This window comes from Candidatus Villigracilis saccharophilus (genome assembly GCF_016711665.1).
Genome location: NZ_JADJSO010000059.1, coordinates 15,434 through 32,680 on the forward strand (window position 1 = coordinate 15,434; position 17,247 = coordinate 32,680).

The following is a 17,247-nucleotide window of genomic DNA, read 5'->3' on the forward strand; positions in this document are numbered from 1 at the left end:
CGAAGGTGCCTCTCTTCGTTTTTAGATTTTATTTTCGCATCCTTTCAATAAGATCTTCAACAAGTGGGCGCAATCCGTTCGGGATGTTCCTTTCAGAGAGGTGAAGGGTTCGCTCGGTTTTTTCTTTGGTGACTGTCAGTGAGTAGTTGAAGCCGTCCCGCATGATTGTGTTCGGCGGAGGCTCTGTCAGGTTGAAGAAATCTGATTCGTCCACGAGCCGCTTCAAGGTCTGGGCTTGCTCGGAAGGGAGATCAGCCAGATCAAGGTTCAAGCTGACTGTCCGTCCCATGAACCCGCCTGTGCGTTCGAAAATGATACGCATCATTTTGACAAGCCCAAAGCCTGCATCAGTCCTCTTAGACAACCATCGCCACCCGGAGTTGTTCCGCCGCCTCCCGGTGTGCCTCCAACTGTGATGCCCACCTCAGACCAGCCTGTCTTGATCGCGTTTTGTTCCAAACTGCCCAGACCAAAAAGTTCGCCCGCTGCCTCAAATGTAAGATCGCCTGCGTTTTGGAAGTTGGAGTTGCTTTGAAGTTTTTCGGTGAGTGCTTTGTACCAGATCTGTCCTGCTTTTTCCCATGCGAAGCCGCCGAGCTCGATTGCGGTCACGTAGAAGGCATGGTTAACAATCCCCGAGTTGATGTGTACGCCGCCATTATCCTGTGAAGTGGTTTTGTAATCTTTCATATGCGCAGGCTGGGGATCTTTGCCGAGCACAGGATCGTTATAGGCGGTCCCAGGCGCCTTCATTGAGCGGATGCCAAAGCCCTTCACGTTCTCTGTGAATAGGCCTTCGCCAATGATCCAATCTGCCTGGTCTGCGGTTTGTCCACGCTGGTACTGTTTGACCAGTGAGCCGAAAATATCCGAGACGGCTTCGTTCAGGGCGCCCTGTTGATTGGAGTAGACGAGATTGGCTTCGAATTGCGTGACGCCGTGTGTCAATTCGTGACCGATCACATCCAGTGATAGCGTGAAGCGGTTGAACAAGCGTTGAGCGGCGGGAAGATCCTCGTCACCATCACCATAGACCATTTGCTGACCATCCCAAAAGGCATTATCGTAACCCTTGTCATAATGGACGGTGGAGTTAAGTCTCATTCCCTTATTGTCAATGGAGTTTCTGCTATAAACTGCCGCGTATAGGTCGTAGGTCGCGCCGCTGCCATCATATGCTTCATTGACCGCTGGGTCAAAAACGGGAGTATCACCCTCGCTGCGGGCAACAATACCGGGGAGGCTTGTCCCAAAGCGTGCATCGTAGACTACTCGGTTTTTAACGTTCCCGAGTACGGAAAAACTCCCTGCCCGCATTGAGGCTTTGGCAATATCGATACGGTTTTTTCGTGTCCTCTCGGATGTAGCCAAAGTCCGCACGGCCATTTCACGCTGTGCACTGGTGCCGTTTTGGACTATTTGATCGAGCATGTATGGCGGCAGGATACAGAATATAGAGTGACGGTGGGACATAATACCTCCTGGGATCGGTTGGCTTTATTAATGTGAGTATACAACTCCGAATTAGACTTTGCAATCCCCAAACAGTGGACGAATTCAAAGGCTGCGATAATTTATTTTCAAAGCAATTCTATGCTAAAATTTCACGCCTTTCCAAGAGGCGTGGAGAAAAAAATGCAGGATGAATTATCGAATACCAATTTAGAAAAACGCACTTCGCTCGGCGAATCGATCGCCGCCCGTCGCACATTCGCGATCATTTCACATCCGGATGCGGGCAAGACCACGCTGACCGAGAAGCTGCTGCTATACGGCAACGCCATTGAATTGGCAGGGAATGTGCGCGCGCGCAAGAATCAACGTTCGACTACGTCTGACTGGATGGAGATGGAGCGCGAACGCGGGATCTCGATCACGTCCACCATTCTTCAATTCCCTTACCAAGAGCATATTATCAATTTACTCGATACCCCGGGGCATCAGGATTTTTCTGAAGATACTTATCGCACCTTATCCGCAGTCGACAGCGCGGTCATGGTCATTGATGCCGCCAAGGGTATCGAACCGCAGACCCTTAAATTATTTGAGGTTTGCCGCAAGCGCGGCATTCCAATTTTCACCTTTGTTAATAAAATGGATCGTCCCGCCCGCGATCCGCTTGAATTATTGGATGAGATCAAAAAAGTGTTGGGCATGGAGCCGATCCCGATGAACTGGCCCATTGGCGACGGACCAGACTTCCGCGGAGTCTATGACCGCGCCACAAAAGGTGTCTACGTGTTCGAACGCACAGAACGCAATGAGCGCATGGCTCCGGAAGTGTTCATGCATCTTGAGGATGTCAAGCAAAATAAGATGTTGTCAGAGGAACGTTACAAACATCTTGTCGAAAGCATTGATCTTCTGGATGAGGTGGGTGTCGTCTTTGACCACGCCAGCGTCTTGAGTGAACAGCAGACACCCGTATTCTTCGGAAGCGCTGTGACCAACTTTGGGGTGCGTTTGTTCCTTGATACTTTCGTGAAGTATGCGCCGATCCCCCAGCCCTATCAAAGTGATGCGGGAGTCATATCTCCAGATTCGCCTGAATTCTCTGGCTTTGTCTTTAAGATCCAGGCGAATATGAACCCAAAACATCGTGACAGCGTCGCGTTTTTGCGTATTTGTTCTGGTCGTTTTGAACGCGGCATGGATCTGACCCACGCGCAAACCGGCAAGGTGATCCGCTTGCTGCGTCCCTACAAACTTTTCGCCAGTGAGCGCGAGATCATTGATGAGGCTTTCCCGGGCGATGTGCTTGGACTTCCCAATAATGGAGAGTTTGCCATCGGGGATACACTTTGTTCTGGAACGCCGTTTCACTTCGCTTCCATTCCGCGCTTTCAGCCTGAACATTTTGCGCTTTTGCGCAACACTGATTTGGGCAAACAAAAACAGTTCGCCAAGGGATTGGGTCAGCTTGAAAGTGAAGGCGCGGTGCAGGTACTCTATAATCTCAATGCTTTCAAAAGAGAGCCGATCCTTGCGGTTGTTGGGCAATTGCAATTCGATGTCGTGCAAGCCAGATTGAAAGCTGAATACAACGTGCCGACCGATCTGGAAAGATTGAACCATGTTTTGATGCGCTGGATCAAAGGCGCTGATGCGGCAGTTGAAAAATTACCCAATCGCGGCGAGGTCATTATTGCGCGTGACTCACGTGATAAATGGGTGGCTCTGTTCAGTTCCGCTTTTTTCTTGAAGCATTACACTGAAAAATATCCCGACTTAAAATTTGTCGAAATTGACGCGGTGTGACCTGCCAAAAGAATACGCTTCCTAGCCGGGCTATGAGCTGGCTTTGCCAAACGATATTTCCTGCGCTATCAGTTTTTCCTTCGTTAAGATCCATTCCAAAAAGTAAGAGTTCGTATGTTGCGGTATTCTACATGGTACAGTAAATCTTTTTCCAAGGAGAAAAAATATGACAACTATCCGCACGGATGTGTTCAAAATTGGTGATAACTTTGCCACTTTGCTTGGTGACGAAGTGAAAGTTGGGCAGGCCGCCCCTGAATTTACTTCGGTCATTTTTGGTTGGAAGTCTGTAAATCCCATCCAGGAATCAAAAGGTAAGGTCATTATTTTGTCCGCGGTGCCATCCCTCGATACTGAAGTATGCGACCGTGAAACCCGTCGCTTCAACGAAGAAGCATCCAGGTTGGGTGACGACATCATCATCTACACCATCAGCACAGATTTCCCGATGGCGCAGCAGCGCTGGTGTGGCGCGGCTGGGGTTGATAAAGTCAAAGTCGTTTCCGATGTACTCGAAACCGATTTTGGATTGAAGTATGGTGTCGTCATCAAAGAACGCCGTTATCTGCGCCGCTCCGTTTTTATCGTTGGCCGTGATGGCAACCTGACTTATGTGACCTATTTGCCGTCCCTGGGTCAAGAGCCAAATTACGAGGAAGTCATTAACGCCGCCAAAGACGCGTTGAAGTAAATTCGATCAAGCGCACTCGATAGAATGCGCTTTTAATAACTGGTTCCTTGAAGATAAAGGCATAATCGTTATAAACAAGATCTCTGGTTTTGCACAAAGTTCGGGGATTTTGAACTCAGTAAAAGCAAAAAACCTGCTGATATAATGCGATAAAAGATTGGTGTGTGCCAATTAACTTTATCAATGGAGGCTGAGATGGATTTTGGTTCTATAAACTGGTTGGCTGTTGCAGCTTGTGTAGTGGTCAGTATGATCAGCGGGAGTATTTGGTTTGGTCCGAAGACTTTTTTCCCGATATGGTGGAAAGCCATTGGAAAAACAGAAAAGGACACTCCCGGCGGCGATAACATGGGCTTGATGTGGGGCGGGACTGTTCTTGCCTCAATCGTTCAGGCAGTATCCATGGCGATCATGGTGAACTTTATGGGAAGCGCATCCGGCGGCGCAACCCTAGCTTCCGGCGCAAGGGCTGGCTTTATGCTTTGGTTTGGTTTCGTAGCTGCGACAAGCCTGACAAATAAATTGTTTGCGGGCCAATTAAAGGCTTGGGCTCTCGAAACTGGAAATCACTTGATCAACTTTGTTCTTTTTGGCGCCATTCTCGGTGCGTGGCATTAACAGTTTTAAAATTAAACACAAAATCCCTGGAAAACTTTTTGTTTTTCGGGGATTTTTCTTGAGTCGGGTATACTCAATCCATGCAGCCCATTATTCGATTATATAAGCCCGAAGACTTTGAAGACGTTACGCGTTTATGGTTTGAAGCGGAAACCGTCGCCATGCCAAAACTCATGCAGCGCATGGGACACACACTCGAAGATGCGCGCGAGTATTTTTCACGAGCCGTGGTGGCAGAAGACCAGATCTGGGTATATGAACGCAATGGTGTTCCGCTTGGTTTTCTTGCCATTCAAGGTGAATTCATAGATCGTCTGTATGTTGACCCTGCCTATCATCGTCAAGGCATTGGCGGGGCGTTGTTGAAAAAGGCTCGTCAACTTTTGCCGAAACACATGTGGTTATATACACACATCGCGAATAAAATGGCGCGCGCTTTTTATGAAAAGAATGGTTTTGTCGCTGAAAAATTTGGCGTCAGCCCCGAGCCTGAATCCGAGCCCGACGTTGAATACCATTGGCGGGCAAATAAAATTAAAAAATAAATTATGCGTCCCACATATCTTGAAGTAAATCTTTCGCAATTAAAACAAAATCTTGAAAACATTCGCGCGCATGTTGCGCCTGCAAAGGTACTCGTAGTACTAAAGGCCAATGCCTATGGTCATGGCGTGGATGGCGTTGCCCCGTTCATTGCTCCTTTTGCGGATTACATCGGCGTGGCAATTGCGGAGGAGGGCATTCATCTTCGCAAGCTGGGAATCACGACGCCGATCCTTATTATGGGCGGAACCTTGCTTGAGCAACTGCCTGAATTCCTTGAATACGACTTAACCCTCGCCGCTTCGTCTCTAGACCTTCTAACTGCTGCAGAACAATTGGCAGGGTCAGCGGGGAAGCGCATCAAAACCCACCTCAAGATAGATACTGGCATGGAGCGTATCGGCGTCCGCGAATACGAAGCCGAGGCGTTGATAGAAAAGTCTCTGGCGTGTAGCCATGTTGATGTGGAAGGGATTTTTACCCATTTCGCGAATTCAGAAACGATTGATGATAGTCTGCCATCCAATGCCAGGGAAGTCAAAGCCTCTTTGCAGCTGGAGCGTTTTCAGGAAGTCTTGTCCATCTACGAAAAACGAAGCGTACCGCATCCACAGATAAGACACATGGCAAATTCAGGGGCCACCTTGCGAATGCCTGAGAGTTATTATGATATGGTGCGACCTGGCGTCTTGTTCTATGGCGTTTATCCAGGCAGAGACATTGAAAAAACCATAGAAGTTAAGCCTGCGCTCAAATGGAAATCAAAAGTTGTGTTCAGCAAGCTCACCCTGCCCGGGCGTGGAGTCAGCTATGGGTCGTTGTGGCAGGCTGAAGAGCAGACCAGGATCGTCACGGTTCCGTGTGGATACGCCGACGGTTATTTCCGCCGTATGACGAATCATCCGCGCGTCCTCATCAATGGCAAATCCTATCCACAGGTCGGGCGCATTTGCATGGATCAATTCATGGTCAATGTCGGCGGAGACGATGTCAAAGTGGGGGACGAGGTCACCCTGCTCGGAAACGGGATCATCCCTGAAGAATTAGCCGATTGGGCTGGCACGAATGAGTACGAAGTGATGACGAATATCAGCGCGCGGGTGCCGCGTGTGTTTATGGGTGCGGTACAATAGCTGGACTATTTTGTAGTTGAGGTGAAAGTTGAATTCGAAATTAAAAGACTATCTGATTTTATTTGGCGTGGCTGGCGTTGTCATTGTCCTGGATCAATGGACGAAGTCGCTTGTTCGTGCGAATATTGAATTTGGTTCGCAATGGCTTCCCGATTGGCTGAGTTGGCTGAGTCCGTACGCGCGTTTTGTGAACTGGCACAACAGCGGCGCGGCATTCGGTATGTTCCAAAATGGGAATTTGGTGTTTACGGTTCTGGCCTTTATTGTGATCGCCGCGATCATTTATTACTACCCTCAGGTTGAATCTGAGGACTGGACCTTGAAACTCGCGATGGGCTTACAGCTCGCTGGCGCAACTGGAAACTTGATCGATAGACTCATGTTCGGGAAAGTAACGGATTTTCTATCGGTTGGTACTTTTCCTGTTTTCAATGTGGCAGATTCTTCCATCACGATCGGCGTCATCGTTCTATTGATTGGCGTATGGTACAAGGAACAACAGGAAAAAAAGAACGCGGCAAAGTTGTCATCGGATAGTGACCAGTCAATAGTGAATAATGAACAATCGAATATCAGTGGTGAGCAGTCTTGAGCGATCGCATAGAGAAATTTCGTTATGATGGGGAAAAAGCTGAACGCCTTGATAAATTCCTTGTAACTCGTCTGCCTGAATTCTCGCGCGCGCGTTTGCAGGGCTTGATCGACGACGGATTTGTTTCCATAAATAATGTTCCTGCCAAAAAATCAGGCCAATCCATTGATACGGGGGCTGAGATCGAAGTGCGCGTGCCTCCGCCTGTGCCGAGCGGGCTTGTGGGTGAGAATATTCCATTGAATATTATTTTTGAAAACGATGACTTGATCGTTGTAAACAAACCTGCAGGCATGGTGGTCCATCCCGCGGCGGGGCACGACTCAGGCACGCTGGTCCATGCCGTTTTGGGTTATGACCCGGATATGGAAGGCATTGGCGGTGAGGAGCGCCCTGGTCTGGTGCACAGATTGGATAAGGAAACGTCAGGCCTGATCGTGCTTGCGAAGAATGAGCGTGCTCACCGCTGGCTGCAGGATCAGTTCCGCTTGCGGACTGTCGAGAAAACATACCTTGCACTTGTGGATGGCAAACCGCCTACGCCCACCGGGCGGGTGGAAGCATCCATTGGCCGTGACCCAAGTCACAGAAAAAAGATGGCGATTGTCCCCGCTGGTAAAGGGCGCGAATCAGTCAGCGAATATAAAACACTCGAGTCGTTCAACGAACACACACTTTTAGAGTTTCATCCATTTACCGGACGCACTCATCAGATCAGATTGCATTGCCAGTTTTTGGGTTGTCCGATCGTTGGCGATTCGATCTATGGGAAAAAAAGTGTAACGCTCCACATCGATAGACATTTTTTGCATGCGGCGAAACTTAAGATCGTTTTGCCAAATGAAAAGAAGCCGAGATTATTTGAAGCGGAATTACCTGATGAATTGAAAAAAGTTTTGGAAGAAGTTAGGCAGTACATTTAGTCAGGAGATTTTTTTATGGAATATGTTGACCTTCGATCTGATACCGTGACCAAGCCCACACCCGAAATGCGCGAAGCGATGGCTGAGGCTGAGGTGGGTGATGATGTTTACATGGATGATCCCACGGTAAATCAATTACAACAAAAAGCTGCCGAGATGTTAGGCAAGGAGGATGCTCTTTTTGTCCCGTCTGGAACAATGGGTAATCTACTGGCTTTGCTTGTGCATTGTCAACGCGGAGATGAGGTGATCGTTGGAGATAAATCTCATATCTACTTGAATGAAGCGGGCGGAATGTCTGCGTTGGGCGGAATTCATCCGCACCCGATCAAGAATCAAGCGGACGGCACTCTCGCGTTGGATGAAATTCTCGCATCCATCCAGACCGAGGATGTGCACCACACAATTACTAGACTTATCTGTCTTGAGAATACTCAGAACGTGTGCGGCGGGGTTGTGCTTCCAGTGGAATATGTTCAAGCTGTTGGAAAGATAGCACAAGACCATGATTTATTCCTTCACATGGACGGCGCGCGGATCTTCAATGCGGCGGCTGCTCTAAATGTATCTGTGAAAGATCTGGTTGAGCCTGCAGACTCGGTCATGTTTTGTTTGAGCAAGGGATTGGTCGCTCCCGTTGGCTCGATGCTGGTTGGGAGGAGGAAGTTTATTACGCGCGCGCGACACTTGCGAAAGATGCTGGGCGGCGGGATGCGTCAGGCTGGAGTGCTGGCTGCGGCGGGACTGATCTCGCTGGAGAAACTGTCCACGCGGCTTGGGCAGGATCATGCGCGGGCGAAGAGTCTGTATGAGGGATTGAAGCAGGTTCGGGGATTAAAGCTGGATGCGAGCCCGTCATCCAATATGGTGTATTTTGATCTGCTGGATGAAGTCAAATTAAGAGTTGATCAAATCGTCGTAGAAATGAAAACACGCGGTGTGCTGGTGGATTGGGCGGGACCAAGGCGTTTTCGTTTGGTGACGCACTATTGGGTGGATGATGCGGGTGTGGAGAAAACTGTGAAGGCCTTTGGAGAAGTGTTGAAATAACAGCCGCCATTTTTTGACTGATCGGTCAGGTTGGTTGTGTTTCGGTCGTTATCAATTTTTCAAATGCTTCCACAATGGTTGGGTCGAAAATTATCCCGGCTTGTTCACGTAAATAATTTACCGCTTCGCTTGCCGATATTTCCTGCCGATATGGACGTTTGTTGGTTAACGCATCGAAAGTGTCTACCACTGAAAATATTCGCGCCAGAACGGGGATTTCCTGGCCGCGCAACCCCGTAGGGTAGCCTGTCCCATCCCATTTTTCCTGATGATGGCGGATGAGCGGGATGGTCTCTTGCAGGAAGGGAATTCCCGCCACGATCTTTGCACCAATATCGGGATGCATGCGCATGATCTTCCATTCCTCTTCGCTGAGCGGTCCTGGCTTATGCAGGATCGTGTCGCTGATTCCTATCTTGCCAATATCATGCAACAGCGATCCGCGTTCCAAAACTTTTAAGTCTTTGGAAGAATAGCCAAGCGCTTCGCCTAATTTTGCGACGAGATGGGCCACGCGCGTGCTGTGACCTTCGGTTTCGCGGTCGCGGGCGTCCAGAGCAGACATGAGTGACTCGAGGGTTTGATCATAAGTGGCTTCTAATTTATCGTAAGCCGCTTTGATCTCGAGCGCCTGTCTTTGTGACTCCACCCATAATAAGGAACGTTCCAGCGCGATGGCCGCTTGATTGACAAGCGCTTGCAGGTCATTGGGGTTTGCGGTGGGTTTATGCCCCTGATCTTCAGGCGCATCCATCCAAATTGCGCCGTATTTTTGAACGGGGGTTTGGATGGGCAGGCAGGTTCGTACTGTCGAATTTCCCAATGAAATGTAGATCAATTGACCCGACTGCATGGTGTCTTTTATGAGATCCATTGGATGCTCGCGATCATGATGAATACCATTGGAGTCGATCTGCATCTCAGTGATTAAGTCGCCTGACGGGGTGAACAGTATGATTCCTGTTGTGGTGCTTTTTGCGAGTTTGTGCGCTGTTTGAGCAATGTCAGAAGCAGCGTGTTCCAGGTTTTCGGCTTGAATGATCTGATTGCTTAGCCGGTAGAGCAGCGAAGTGATCCGCAGGGATGCGCGTAATTCCTGTTGAAGCCAGGTGCTTTCAAATGCACCCGCGGTTTGAATGGAAAGAAGTTCGGCGAGGGCTTCATCGTTTTCGGTAAAAAAAACTTCATTCTTTTTGCCGAACGCGAAGATCGCCCCAATATTGATTCGGTGCCAGCGGATCGGAATGGTCAACATGCTTCGCAAACTTGGGTGGTCAATAACAAGATGTGAGGTCGCAGCGTATTTCCGAACATCCCGTACGCGGAAGGGCTGCACAGCCTGGGATGCGATCTGTATTAGCGCGTCTGAATTTATGGATTTTCCCAGAGATTCCAATAAGTGCGGCGCCTTGCCGGCGGAAGCGCTCTGCGCGAAGTTTCTTTCCTGCCCTAATTGGATGTGTACAAATGTAAACCGAGCCTGCAAAATTTCTCTGGTGATGAAGGCTACTTCTCTGGCTGTGGATTCAGGTTCCACCATGGAGGCTAATTGACTGCCTGCCTGAACAAGATTCATCAGCCGTTCCTGGTAACCGGAGCGTTCCCACGCGCGGCTGAGTTCTGCGGCGACAGCTTCGGCAAGAGCAATGTCGAGACTGTCAAAGGCGTTCACCTTTAAGCTGTTGAGTACGATCGTTCCATTCGCGTGACCATTGAATATTATGGGTATGACAACTGCCGATAGATTTGGCTCGTTATCAAAGGAAATGTAATCAGCATCTGCTTTGATGTCATTAACGATCTGTGTTTTCCTTTGACGGACAGCGCGCCCGATCACCCCATCTGAAATGTTTTGGCGGTAGCCGGATGGCATCATGTTGGTCTGTTCACCCGCGGCGGCCAGGAGCATGAATTGTTTTTGATCAGGTTCGTGGATATAGAGACTCGCAAGTGAACATTCCAGTGCGCGTTCAAGTGTATTCATGGCCAGTTGCGCCGCAACAGGCTGGTCTAACTGGCTTTCAAGCTGTTGACTCAATTCCAGCAGCAGGGTCAACTGCGTGATGCGTTTCTTTTCACATGTTAGCTGTTCCCCAAGTACCCTGGTCTGGTCGGCCTGGGCAGTCAGTCGAATGCGGAGTCCATTGCTGATAAGCATGAAAGGCTTGATATAACGTTCCAGACGATTGTTCCATGTCTTTGTGTTAGTTTCAGATGTAGATTTTCCCCTTTCATCTTCAGCGTCGCCTAATTCCTGTATCAATCCGTTGATCGTCATAATGATCATGGATACTTCATAATAGAGAACTAGAGATAATGCTATAAAGAACCAAAAGGCCGCATCGCGGGCCGTCAATAAATATAGATTTAATGGGGCAATTGAACGGTCTATGATATACAACAGCGCGCTCAGGAAGATAAGTAAAGTTAATGCCAGTGTACTTGCCGTCATGATGATGCGGCGTCCGAACATGTCATCCTGAGGCAGGTACAGCCTTTTCCATGGCAGTAAGTCACTGAAAACGATCATCATAATAAGCAAAGCAGGCGCGATTAAATTAGCAATTAATAGGGTTGGTGAAAAGATGAAACACCAGACCAGCCACGGAATGATCTGTAGGCGAAACAGCAGCGAGCCGTATTTTAGAATTGGAAAGACGATTGCGATCATCCCAAATAAGGCAGTGGTTAAGAACCCGATTACCAGAGGAGTTTTATATAGGGTGATATCAAGTCGATAATAATGACCTTCGGAGAGCGCTAGGACGATCCCGCACGCGAAGGCGATGGCTGTAGAGGCGGTCTTAAACGAATGCTTCCGTGCGGATAAAAAATGAAATGGCGATGCCAGAACCAACTGTGTGATCCCCGTGAATAATATAATGATACCTTCGATAAATAACCCTGCCCTAAAGAAAACTGCTGCAAAAATAAATAGTAAAATCGCCGAAGCGCCTTGAATGACCCCGCTTCGTTTTTGATGATGCAGGGCTAAAAATATCTGCGACGATAGGGAAGTAAGGAATGAACATATTCCCAGCCACGCGGGTATCCAATTTGGAAGACCAATGATCACTGAATTTAAACGGGACGGGGTCAATAACAAACAGATTCCCGTGAATCCCAGGATCATGGATGAAAGCGTGATTAGATCTTTTTCGGATGGGTGTTTCATTACATCACGTAGGATAGCATAAGAAACAGAATTTTTCTACCTTTCAAAAGCCTGTTTGTGATTTCTGATATAATCGCAAACAGCATTTGACCTTTCCAATGGGGGCATGGTCGAGTGTAATACTTTATAAGCAGGTAGCGTAAATGCAAAATTTTATTACTCTCTCAGAGATCGATTCCGTTGTGAAAATGATAAAAGATCAAATATCAATTCAACCCGTTGCCGGGATTATCCTCGGCTCCGGACTTAACGGTTTAGCTGATTCTGTCCAGGATGCAGTCCGTATCTCGTACAACGACCTGCCTAATTTTCCTGTTTCTACGGTGCATGGCCACGCGGGACGGTTTGTCATTGGTTATTTGGAAGGCAAACCCGTGCTTGTGATGCAGGGACGCATCCATTATTACGAAGGCTATACAATGGGACAGGTGACCTTGCCGGTGCGTGTGATGCAGCGATTGGGCATCTCCAGCATGATTGTTACAAACGCCGCCGGGGGCGTTCACCCAGATTTTGAACCCGGCGATGTCATGCTTATAACAGATCAGATAAATTTGATGGGGATGTCAGGATTGAATCCGCTCATGGGGCCAAATTTGGACGAGATCGGTACGCGCTTCCCGGATATGAGCCAGCCGTATGATCGTGCCTATTGCGAGCTTGCACGTCAAGTTGCAATGGATAATGGATTGACTTTACGCGAAGGGGTTTACGCCGGCCTGAGCGGGCCATCCTTTGAATCTCCCGCTGACCTGCGTTTTCTGCGCATGGCTGGTGCTGACGCTGTGGGTATGTCTACAGTTCCTGAGGTGATCGTTGCACGGCATGGTAATATGCGTGTGTTGGGTCTTTCTGGGATCAGCAACAAGGCTAATCTGGATGGTTCAACAGTAACAACCCACGAAGAGGTGATCGAGGCTGGTAAAGTCATCACGCCCAAGGTTGAAATGATCATTCGTGGTGTATTGCGTGGTTTGGAATAATCACTATTGATGTTTGCGCATGACTGAACTTTATAAATTTCTCGCCTCCTACGAGGTGCTGATCTATATCCTCCTTGCCATATTTGGTATGTTTGCCTTCCGCTGGTTGTGGCGCTCTTGGCAGGAAGTTCAAACTGCTGTTTACAGTCTGGAACGTCAGTTCTCATCACGTCGTTTGGGGCAGTCTGCTGCGATTTCGATTTTGATCGTTGTCCTATTTTGTGCGGAGGTATTCATTGCCTCTTTTGTGATTCCCGGCCTTCCGTTGGATACTTTTTTAGGTACCCCCACACTGGATTTGATTTCAACACCCACAGGTACGCTTTCTGTGGAGATGATGACTCAGTTCGCAAACCCGATTCCAAAAGTCGCATTAAATTCTACAGGATGTACACCCGATCAGATTGAGATCACTTCCCCGAATCCTGGGGAGGAGATCAAAGGCGCTATTGAATTGATCGGCACAGTAAATATCCCTAATTTTGGTTTTTATAAATACGAGGTGGCATCTCAAGGAAGTAATACCTGGGCAACCATTTCCGCTGGGCGCGCGACCGTGAATGAAGGCTCGCTCGGACGCTGGGATACAACTACATTAACACCCGGCGATTACCAACTTCGTCTTGTGGTTACTGATAATCAGGGACAGTCGCTTCCTGTTTGTATTGTGCCCGTACGGATTATCCCCTTACAATGATCACCAACTTTGGAAAAATTATGATTGAAATTGACATTCGTCCCACCGTTGCAAATGACCTTTCACGATTAATGGGTTTTGATCATTCTATTGCCAGTGAATCGGTTTGGCAGTTAGAACTGCGCCGTGAGCCTGGTCAGGCAATTGCTTCATTTCGTGAAGTGCGCTTGCCGCGTTCGATTACGATCGAATATCCTCATAATCCGTTCGCGCTTGCAGATGATTGGGTGAGAAAATCCATGATGTATACGGGGTTGGTGGGTCAGGAACCTGTCGGATACATTAGTCTGCTTGAGCGTGGAGCCGCTTCAGTTGTCTGGGTTACTGACCTTGTAGTGAATGTCACGCACCGCCGTAAGGGGGTTGGTAGCGCCTTATTGTCAGCCGCGCAGGATTGGGCGGGGAACAGATCGCATCGTCGGTTGATCCTTGAGATGCAGTCAAAAAACCTTCCCGCTGTCCGTTTGGCGCAAAAGTTCGGGTATGAATTCTGCGGGTATAATGACCACTATTATAACAATCAGGATGTGGCTTTATTTTTTTCCAGGAATATAAAATAATATGTAAGGCAGGTTGGCCTGCTTGGTGTTGAATCTTTTATTGGAAGGGTTGTATGATTAACGGTTGGACGGATACGTTGCTGGCGGGGATCCAGACACTAAATCAAATCCTAACTGCGGGGATTGCCATTACGGCATTTTCGCTATTCCTATATGCGCTTTCATTCAACTTGCGCGATAGAGTGGCGCGTTCATTCGCGATCATTCTACTTTGCGTGGTGATCGTTTTTACCGCCGAAGCCTTGCAGGATAAATCACTTGCAACGCAAACGCTTGACTTGCTTTTGCGGCTGCAATGGTTTGGTATTGTTTTTCTCCCCGCAGCATACCTGCACCTTTCTGATGCCTTACTTGTGACAGCAGGCCGCCCCTCCCGCGGGCGAAGAAGATTCGCGGTGCGCGGTATGTATATTGTTTCTGTTTTCTTTCTCGCACTGCTCGCATTTGGATATTTACTTGGTCCGCTCGTGCCGGATGGGAAACCAGCTCCGCATCTCCTGAGAACGATTTGGACCGAAGTTTTTACGCTTTTCTATGTGGCCGCAATGGTTTGGGCAGGGGTGAATTTTGCGCGTGCGTATAGCCTAATGTTGACCCGCTCTGGCCGCCGCCGTATGTTGTATTTGATGGCTGGCGCGACTGCACCGGCGCTTGGTTCCTATCCATACCTTTTGTTTGGGTATGGACTTGCTGCGGAACATCCTTATTTATTCTGGAGCGTGGCGACCATGATCAATGTGCTTGTCGGCGCATTGGTGATCGTGATGGCGTATGCGGTTGCGTTCTTCGGCGTTTCATGGCCTGACCGTGTGATCAAGAGCCGTTTGGTCAAATGGATCATGCGCGGACCTGTGACCGCCTCTGCCGCATTGGCATTAATGACCGTTGTCCGTCGCGGCGGTGAATTTTTCGGCTCTCCGTATAACGCATTTGTGCCATTTATTGTGGTTGCCACGATCTTGTCGCTTGAACATGCCATTACTTTTGCTGCGCCTCTTTGGGAACGCTGGCTGTTCTTTGGCAGTGATCGCGGTGAGTTGAAAGTTCTTCAAAATTTTGAAGAGCGTTTGTTGACACAGGGCGACCTCCAGCAATTTCTTGAAGCTGTGCTTGCCGCAGTGCGTGATCACTTGCAATCCCCATCTGCTTTTATTGCCGCGCTGGACGATGAGACTCTTTCCCCTTTGATCGTTGCTGGGAATCGCGCCATGCTTGACCAGGAAGGATTAACAGAAGTCCTTGAAAAAGTGCCTGACGATCCAAGGCGTGAATTTCAATGGGGTAATTTCTGGGTATTGCCGTTACATCAGCGCAGGCGTGCAGATATGGATCAGGATGAATTGCCATCCCTGCTCGGCTTGCTTGGGGTGGCACGGCCCGAGAAACAAGTTCTGGAGCGGGAGCAGCGTGATGCGCTGTGGCTGCTGGCAGACCGTGCCGCGCTTGCCCTGGAAGACCGTCAATTACAGCAGCGCGTGTTCCGCTCGCTGGCTGACCTTCAGCCTCAGGTTGAGTTGATCCAGCGTATGCGTGCGGCCGGCCGCTACGACACCCGCGCAAGCCTGCTCGCTGAGCCACTTCCTGAAGAAGAAGATCTGGCTAATTGGGTTAAAGATGCGCTTACGCATTATTGGGGCGGACCAAAACTTACCAATAATCCGATGATCAAACTGCAAGTGGTGCGCGACCTTGCTGAAAAAGATGACGGCAATTCGGCTAACGCGCTTCGCTCTTTATTGCGCAAGGCTGTTGACCAGGTTAAACCCGGTGGTGATCGAAAATTCACCACCGAATGGATACTGTACAATATCTTGGAAATGAAATTTATCGAAGGACGCAAGGTTCGTGATGTGGCTTCGCGCCTAGCCATGTCTGAAGCAGATCTATATCGAAAACAGCGTGTGGCTGTAGAAGCGGTTGCAAAGGCGATCCTTGAAATGGAAGTAAATCTCAAGGATCAATAATTAGGAAATTTTCTAATAGGCGTGACTTCCCCGAATCGATTATCGTGAAAGCCCGGCGCTTAATTTTATCAAGTATTGAAGGAGGCCATAATGACAGGCCAAAAAAGGAATCAGGAAAATCCAATGCCCGCCATTGACGAGGGCTGGTGGTCGTCGGTGCTGGCGGAAGAGAGTCGTTCTGCGGCTCATGAGCCAGTGCATTCGGTGGGTGTCAGCAGGGCCGAGGAGAATGAAATTGCAAAAACGGCAGTTTCAGAAAAGAAACCAGCTACAAACTGGATTCAGGTCAAGGATCTGTATCTTCGTGATCAGATCATAGACCTCTCTGTCACAGGTCACAATCGTGGTGGCCTGCTTGTTGAGGGCGATGGACTATACGGATTTGTCCCATTCTCACATCTTATCGATCTGGCGGGAAAGGCGGAGAATATTGACCGCGATCATGATCTTGAATCCTATGTCGGCCGTTCTCTGCGTTTGAAGGTGATCGAGTGTGTGCCTGAAGACGGGCGTGTGGTTTTCTCTGAGCGTGCCGCACAATCCGAATCAGGCAAGCGTGCCGAATTGTTTCACGCATTGCAGCCAGGTCAACATGTTAAAGGTGTCATTACAAATATAACTGATTTTGGTGTTTTTGTTGACCTTGGCGGTGTGGAAGGTCTCATCCATATTTCTGAATTATCCTGGGGGCGTGTTTCGCATCCCACCCAGATAGTGAAAATGGGGCAAACCATCGATGTGCAAGTGCTTGAACTTGCGCCGGAACGATGCCGTGTTGCTTTAAGTCTGAAGCGATTATTATCGAATCCATGGCAAAATGCCGCTGCTGATTTCCCGGAAGGATGTATCAAGTCAGCGGTTATCACAAGTGTTCTTTCCTATGGCGCATTTGCCCGCCTCGATGCCGGCGTGGAAGGATTGATCCACGCTTCTGAAATTCCACAGACAGATGGCAAGCCCTTGAAAGAGACTCTTTCAGAGGGACAGGCTGTGCAAGTTCGTATTCTGCATTTAGATGCTGCGCATCAACGCATGGGTTTAAGTATGAGGCTTGAATAAA

The 17,247-nt window shown here is 48.8% G+C and carries 16 protein-coding genes; 13 read left to right on the forward strand and 3 right to left on the reverse strand.

Annotated features, from left to right (window positions below):
• Nucleotides 1–28 precede the first annotated feature (28 nt).
• Together IPL17_RS18605 and IPL17_RS18610 are read right to left on the reverse strand one after the other, a co-directional pair.
• Nucleotides 29–325 (reverse strand): protealysin inhibitor emfourin, encoded by a 297-nt coding sequence (locus tag IPL17_RS18605; protein WP_345308581.1) that lies wholly within the window; start codon nt 323–325, stop codon nt 29–31.
• The gene (locus IPL17_RS18610) at nt 322–1,473 is read right to left on the reverse strand and encodes a M4 family metallopeptidase (protein WP_345308582.1); all 1,152 of its coding nucleotides are present in this window, start codon (nt 1,471–1,473) and stop codon (nt 322–324) included. Before IPL17_RS18610 ends, IPL17_RS18605 begins: the two co-directional genes overlap by 4 nt.
• A gap of 162 nt (nt 1,474–1,635) precedes the next feature.
• Here IPL17_RS18610 and IPL17_RS18615 point away from each other — a divergent pair, with 162 nt between their 5' ends.
• From IPL17_RS18615 to ltaE, 8 genes are all read left to right on the forward strand, one after another.
• The gene (locus tag IPL17_RS18615) at nt 1,636–3,258 is read left to right on the forward strand and encodes a peptide chain release factor 3 (RefSeq protein WP_345308583.1); all 1,623 of its coding nucleotides are present in this window, start codon (nt 1,636–1,638) and stop codon (nt 3,256–3,258) included.
• A gap of 166 nt (nt 3,259–3,424) precedes the next feature.
• The gene (gene tpx, locus IPL17_RS18620) at nt 3,425–3,949 is read left to right on the forward strand and encodes a thiol peroxidase (protein WP_345308584.1); all 525 of its coding nucleotides are present in this window, start codon (nt 3,425–3,427) and stop codon (nt 3,947–3,949) included.
• A gap of 195 nt (nt 3,950–4,144) precedes the next feature.
• Nucleotides 4,145–4,567: a DUF1761 domain-containing protein gene (locus tag IPL17_RS18625; RefSeq protein WP_345308585.1), complete on the forward strand. Its 423-nt coding sequence runs from the start codon at nt 4,145–4,147 to the stop codon at nt 4,565–4,567.
• An 80-nt stretch (nt 4,568–4,647) separates the two neighbouring features.
• Complete coding sequence (locus tag IPL17_RS18630) at nt 4,648–5,112, forward strand: GNAT family N-acetyltransferase (protein ID WP_345308586.1); 465 nt, start codon at nt 4,648–4,650, stop codon at nt 5,110–5,112.
• A gap of 3 nt (nt 5,113–5,115) precedes the next feature.
• Entirely contained in the window at nt 5,116–6,243 is a 1,128-nt protein-coding gene (gene alr, locus IPL17_RS18635; protein WP_345308587.1) for an alanine racemase, read from the forward strand.
• 28 nt (nt 6,244–6,271) lie between these two features.
• Nucleotides 6,272–6,835 carry a signal peptidase II gene (gene lspA, locus IPL17_RS18640; protein ID WP_345308588.1) on the forward strand — a complete coding sequence of 188 codons (564 nt, stop codon included), beginning with the start codon at nt 6,272–6,274 and terminating at the stop codon, nt 6,833–6,835.
• On the forward strand, nt 6,832–7,758 hold the full coding sequence (locus IPL17_RS18645; RefSeq protein ID WP_345308589.1) for an RluA family pseudouridine synthase: 927 nt from the start codon (nt 6,832–6,834) through the stop codon (nt 7,756–7,758). Before lspA ends, IPL17_RS18645 begins: the two co-directional genes overlap by 4 nt.
• Before the next feature lie 15 nt (nt 7,759–7,773).
• Entirely contained in the window at nt 7,774–8,808 is a 1,035-nt protein-coding gene (ltaE, locus tag IPL17_RS18650; RefSeq protein WP_345308590.1) for a low-specificity L-threonine aldolase, read from the forward strand.
• Between the two features lie 25 nt (nt 8,809–8,833).
• On the opposite strand, the gene IPL17_RS18655 is transcribed toward ltaE, so the two are convergent.
• The gene (locus IPL17_RS18655) at nt 8,834–11,983 is read right to left on the reverse strand and encodes an HD domain-containing phosphohydrolase (RefSeq protein ID WP_345308591.1); all 3,150 of its coding nucleotides are present in this window, start codon (nt 11,981–11,983) and stop codon (nt 8,834–8,836) included.
• Between the two features lie 143 nt (nt 11,984–12,126).
• On the opposite strand from IPL17_RS18655, the gene IPL17_RS18660 reads away from it, so the two are divergent.
• The 5 genes from IPL17_RS18660 to IPL17_RS18680 all read left to right on the forward strand — a co-directional run bounded on the left by IPL17_RS18660 (nt 12,127) and on the right by IPL17_RS18680 (nt 17,246).
• Complete coding sequence (locus IPL17_RS18660; RefSeq protein WP_345308592.1) at nt 12,127–12,966, forward strand: purine-nucleoside phosphorylase; 840 nt, start codon at nt 12,127–12,129, stop codon at nt 12,964–12,966.
• Between the two features lie 19 nt (nt 12,967–12,985).
• Nucleotides 12,986–13,663, forward strand: a complete 678-nt coding sequence (locus tag IPL17_RS18665) for a hypothetical protein (protein WP_345308593.1) — start codon at nt 12,986–12,988, stop codon at nt 13,661–13,663.
• Between the two features lie 20 nt (nt 13,664–13,683).
• Nucleotides 13,684–14,223: a GNAT family N-acetyltransferase gene (locus tag IPL17_RS18670; protein ID WP_345308594.1), complete on the forward strand. Its 540-nt coding sequence runs from the start codon at nt 13,684–13,686 to the stop codon at nt 14,221–14,223.
• 53 nt (nt 14,224–14,276) lie between these two features.
• A complete protein-coding gene (locus tag IPL17_RS18675; RefSeq protein ID WP_345308595.1) occupies nt 14,277–16,187 on the forward strand; it encodes a hypothetical protein in 1,911 nt (636 codons plus the stop codon).
• 90 nt (nt 16,188–16,277) lie between these two features.
• Nucleotides 16,278–17,246, forward strand: coding sequence for a S1 RNA-binding domain-containing protein (locus tag IPL17_RS18680; protein WP_345308596.1), 969 nt, complete (start codon nt 16,278–16,280; stop codon nt 17,244–17,246).
• Nucleotide 17,247 lies beyond the last annotated feature (1 nt).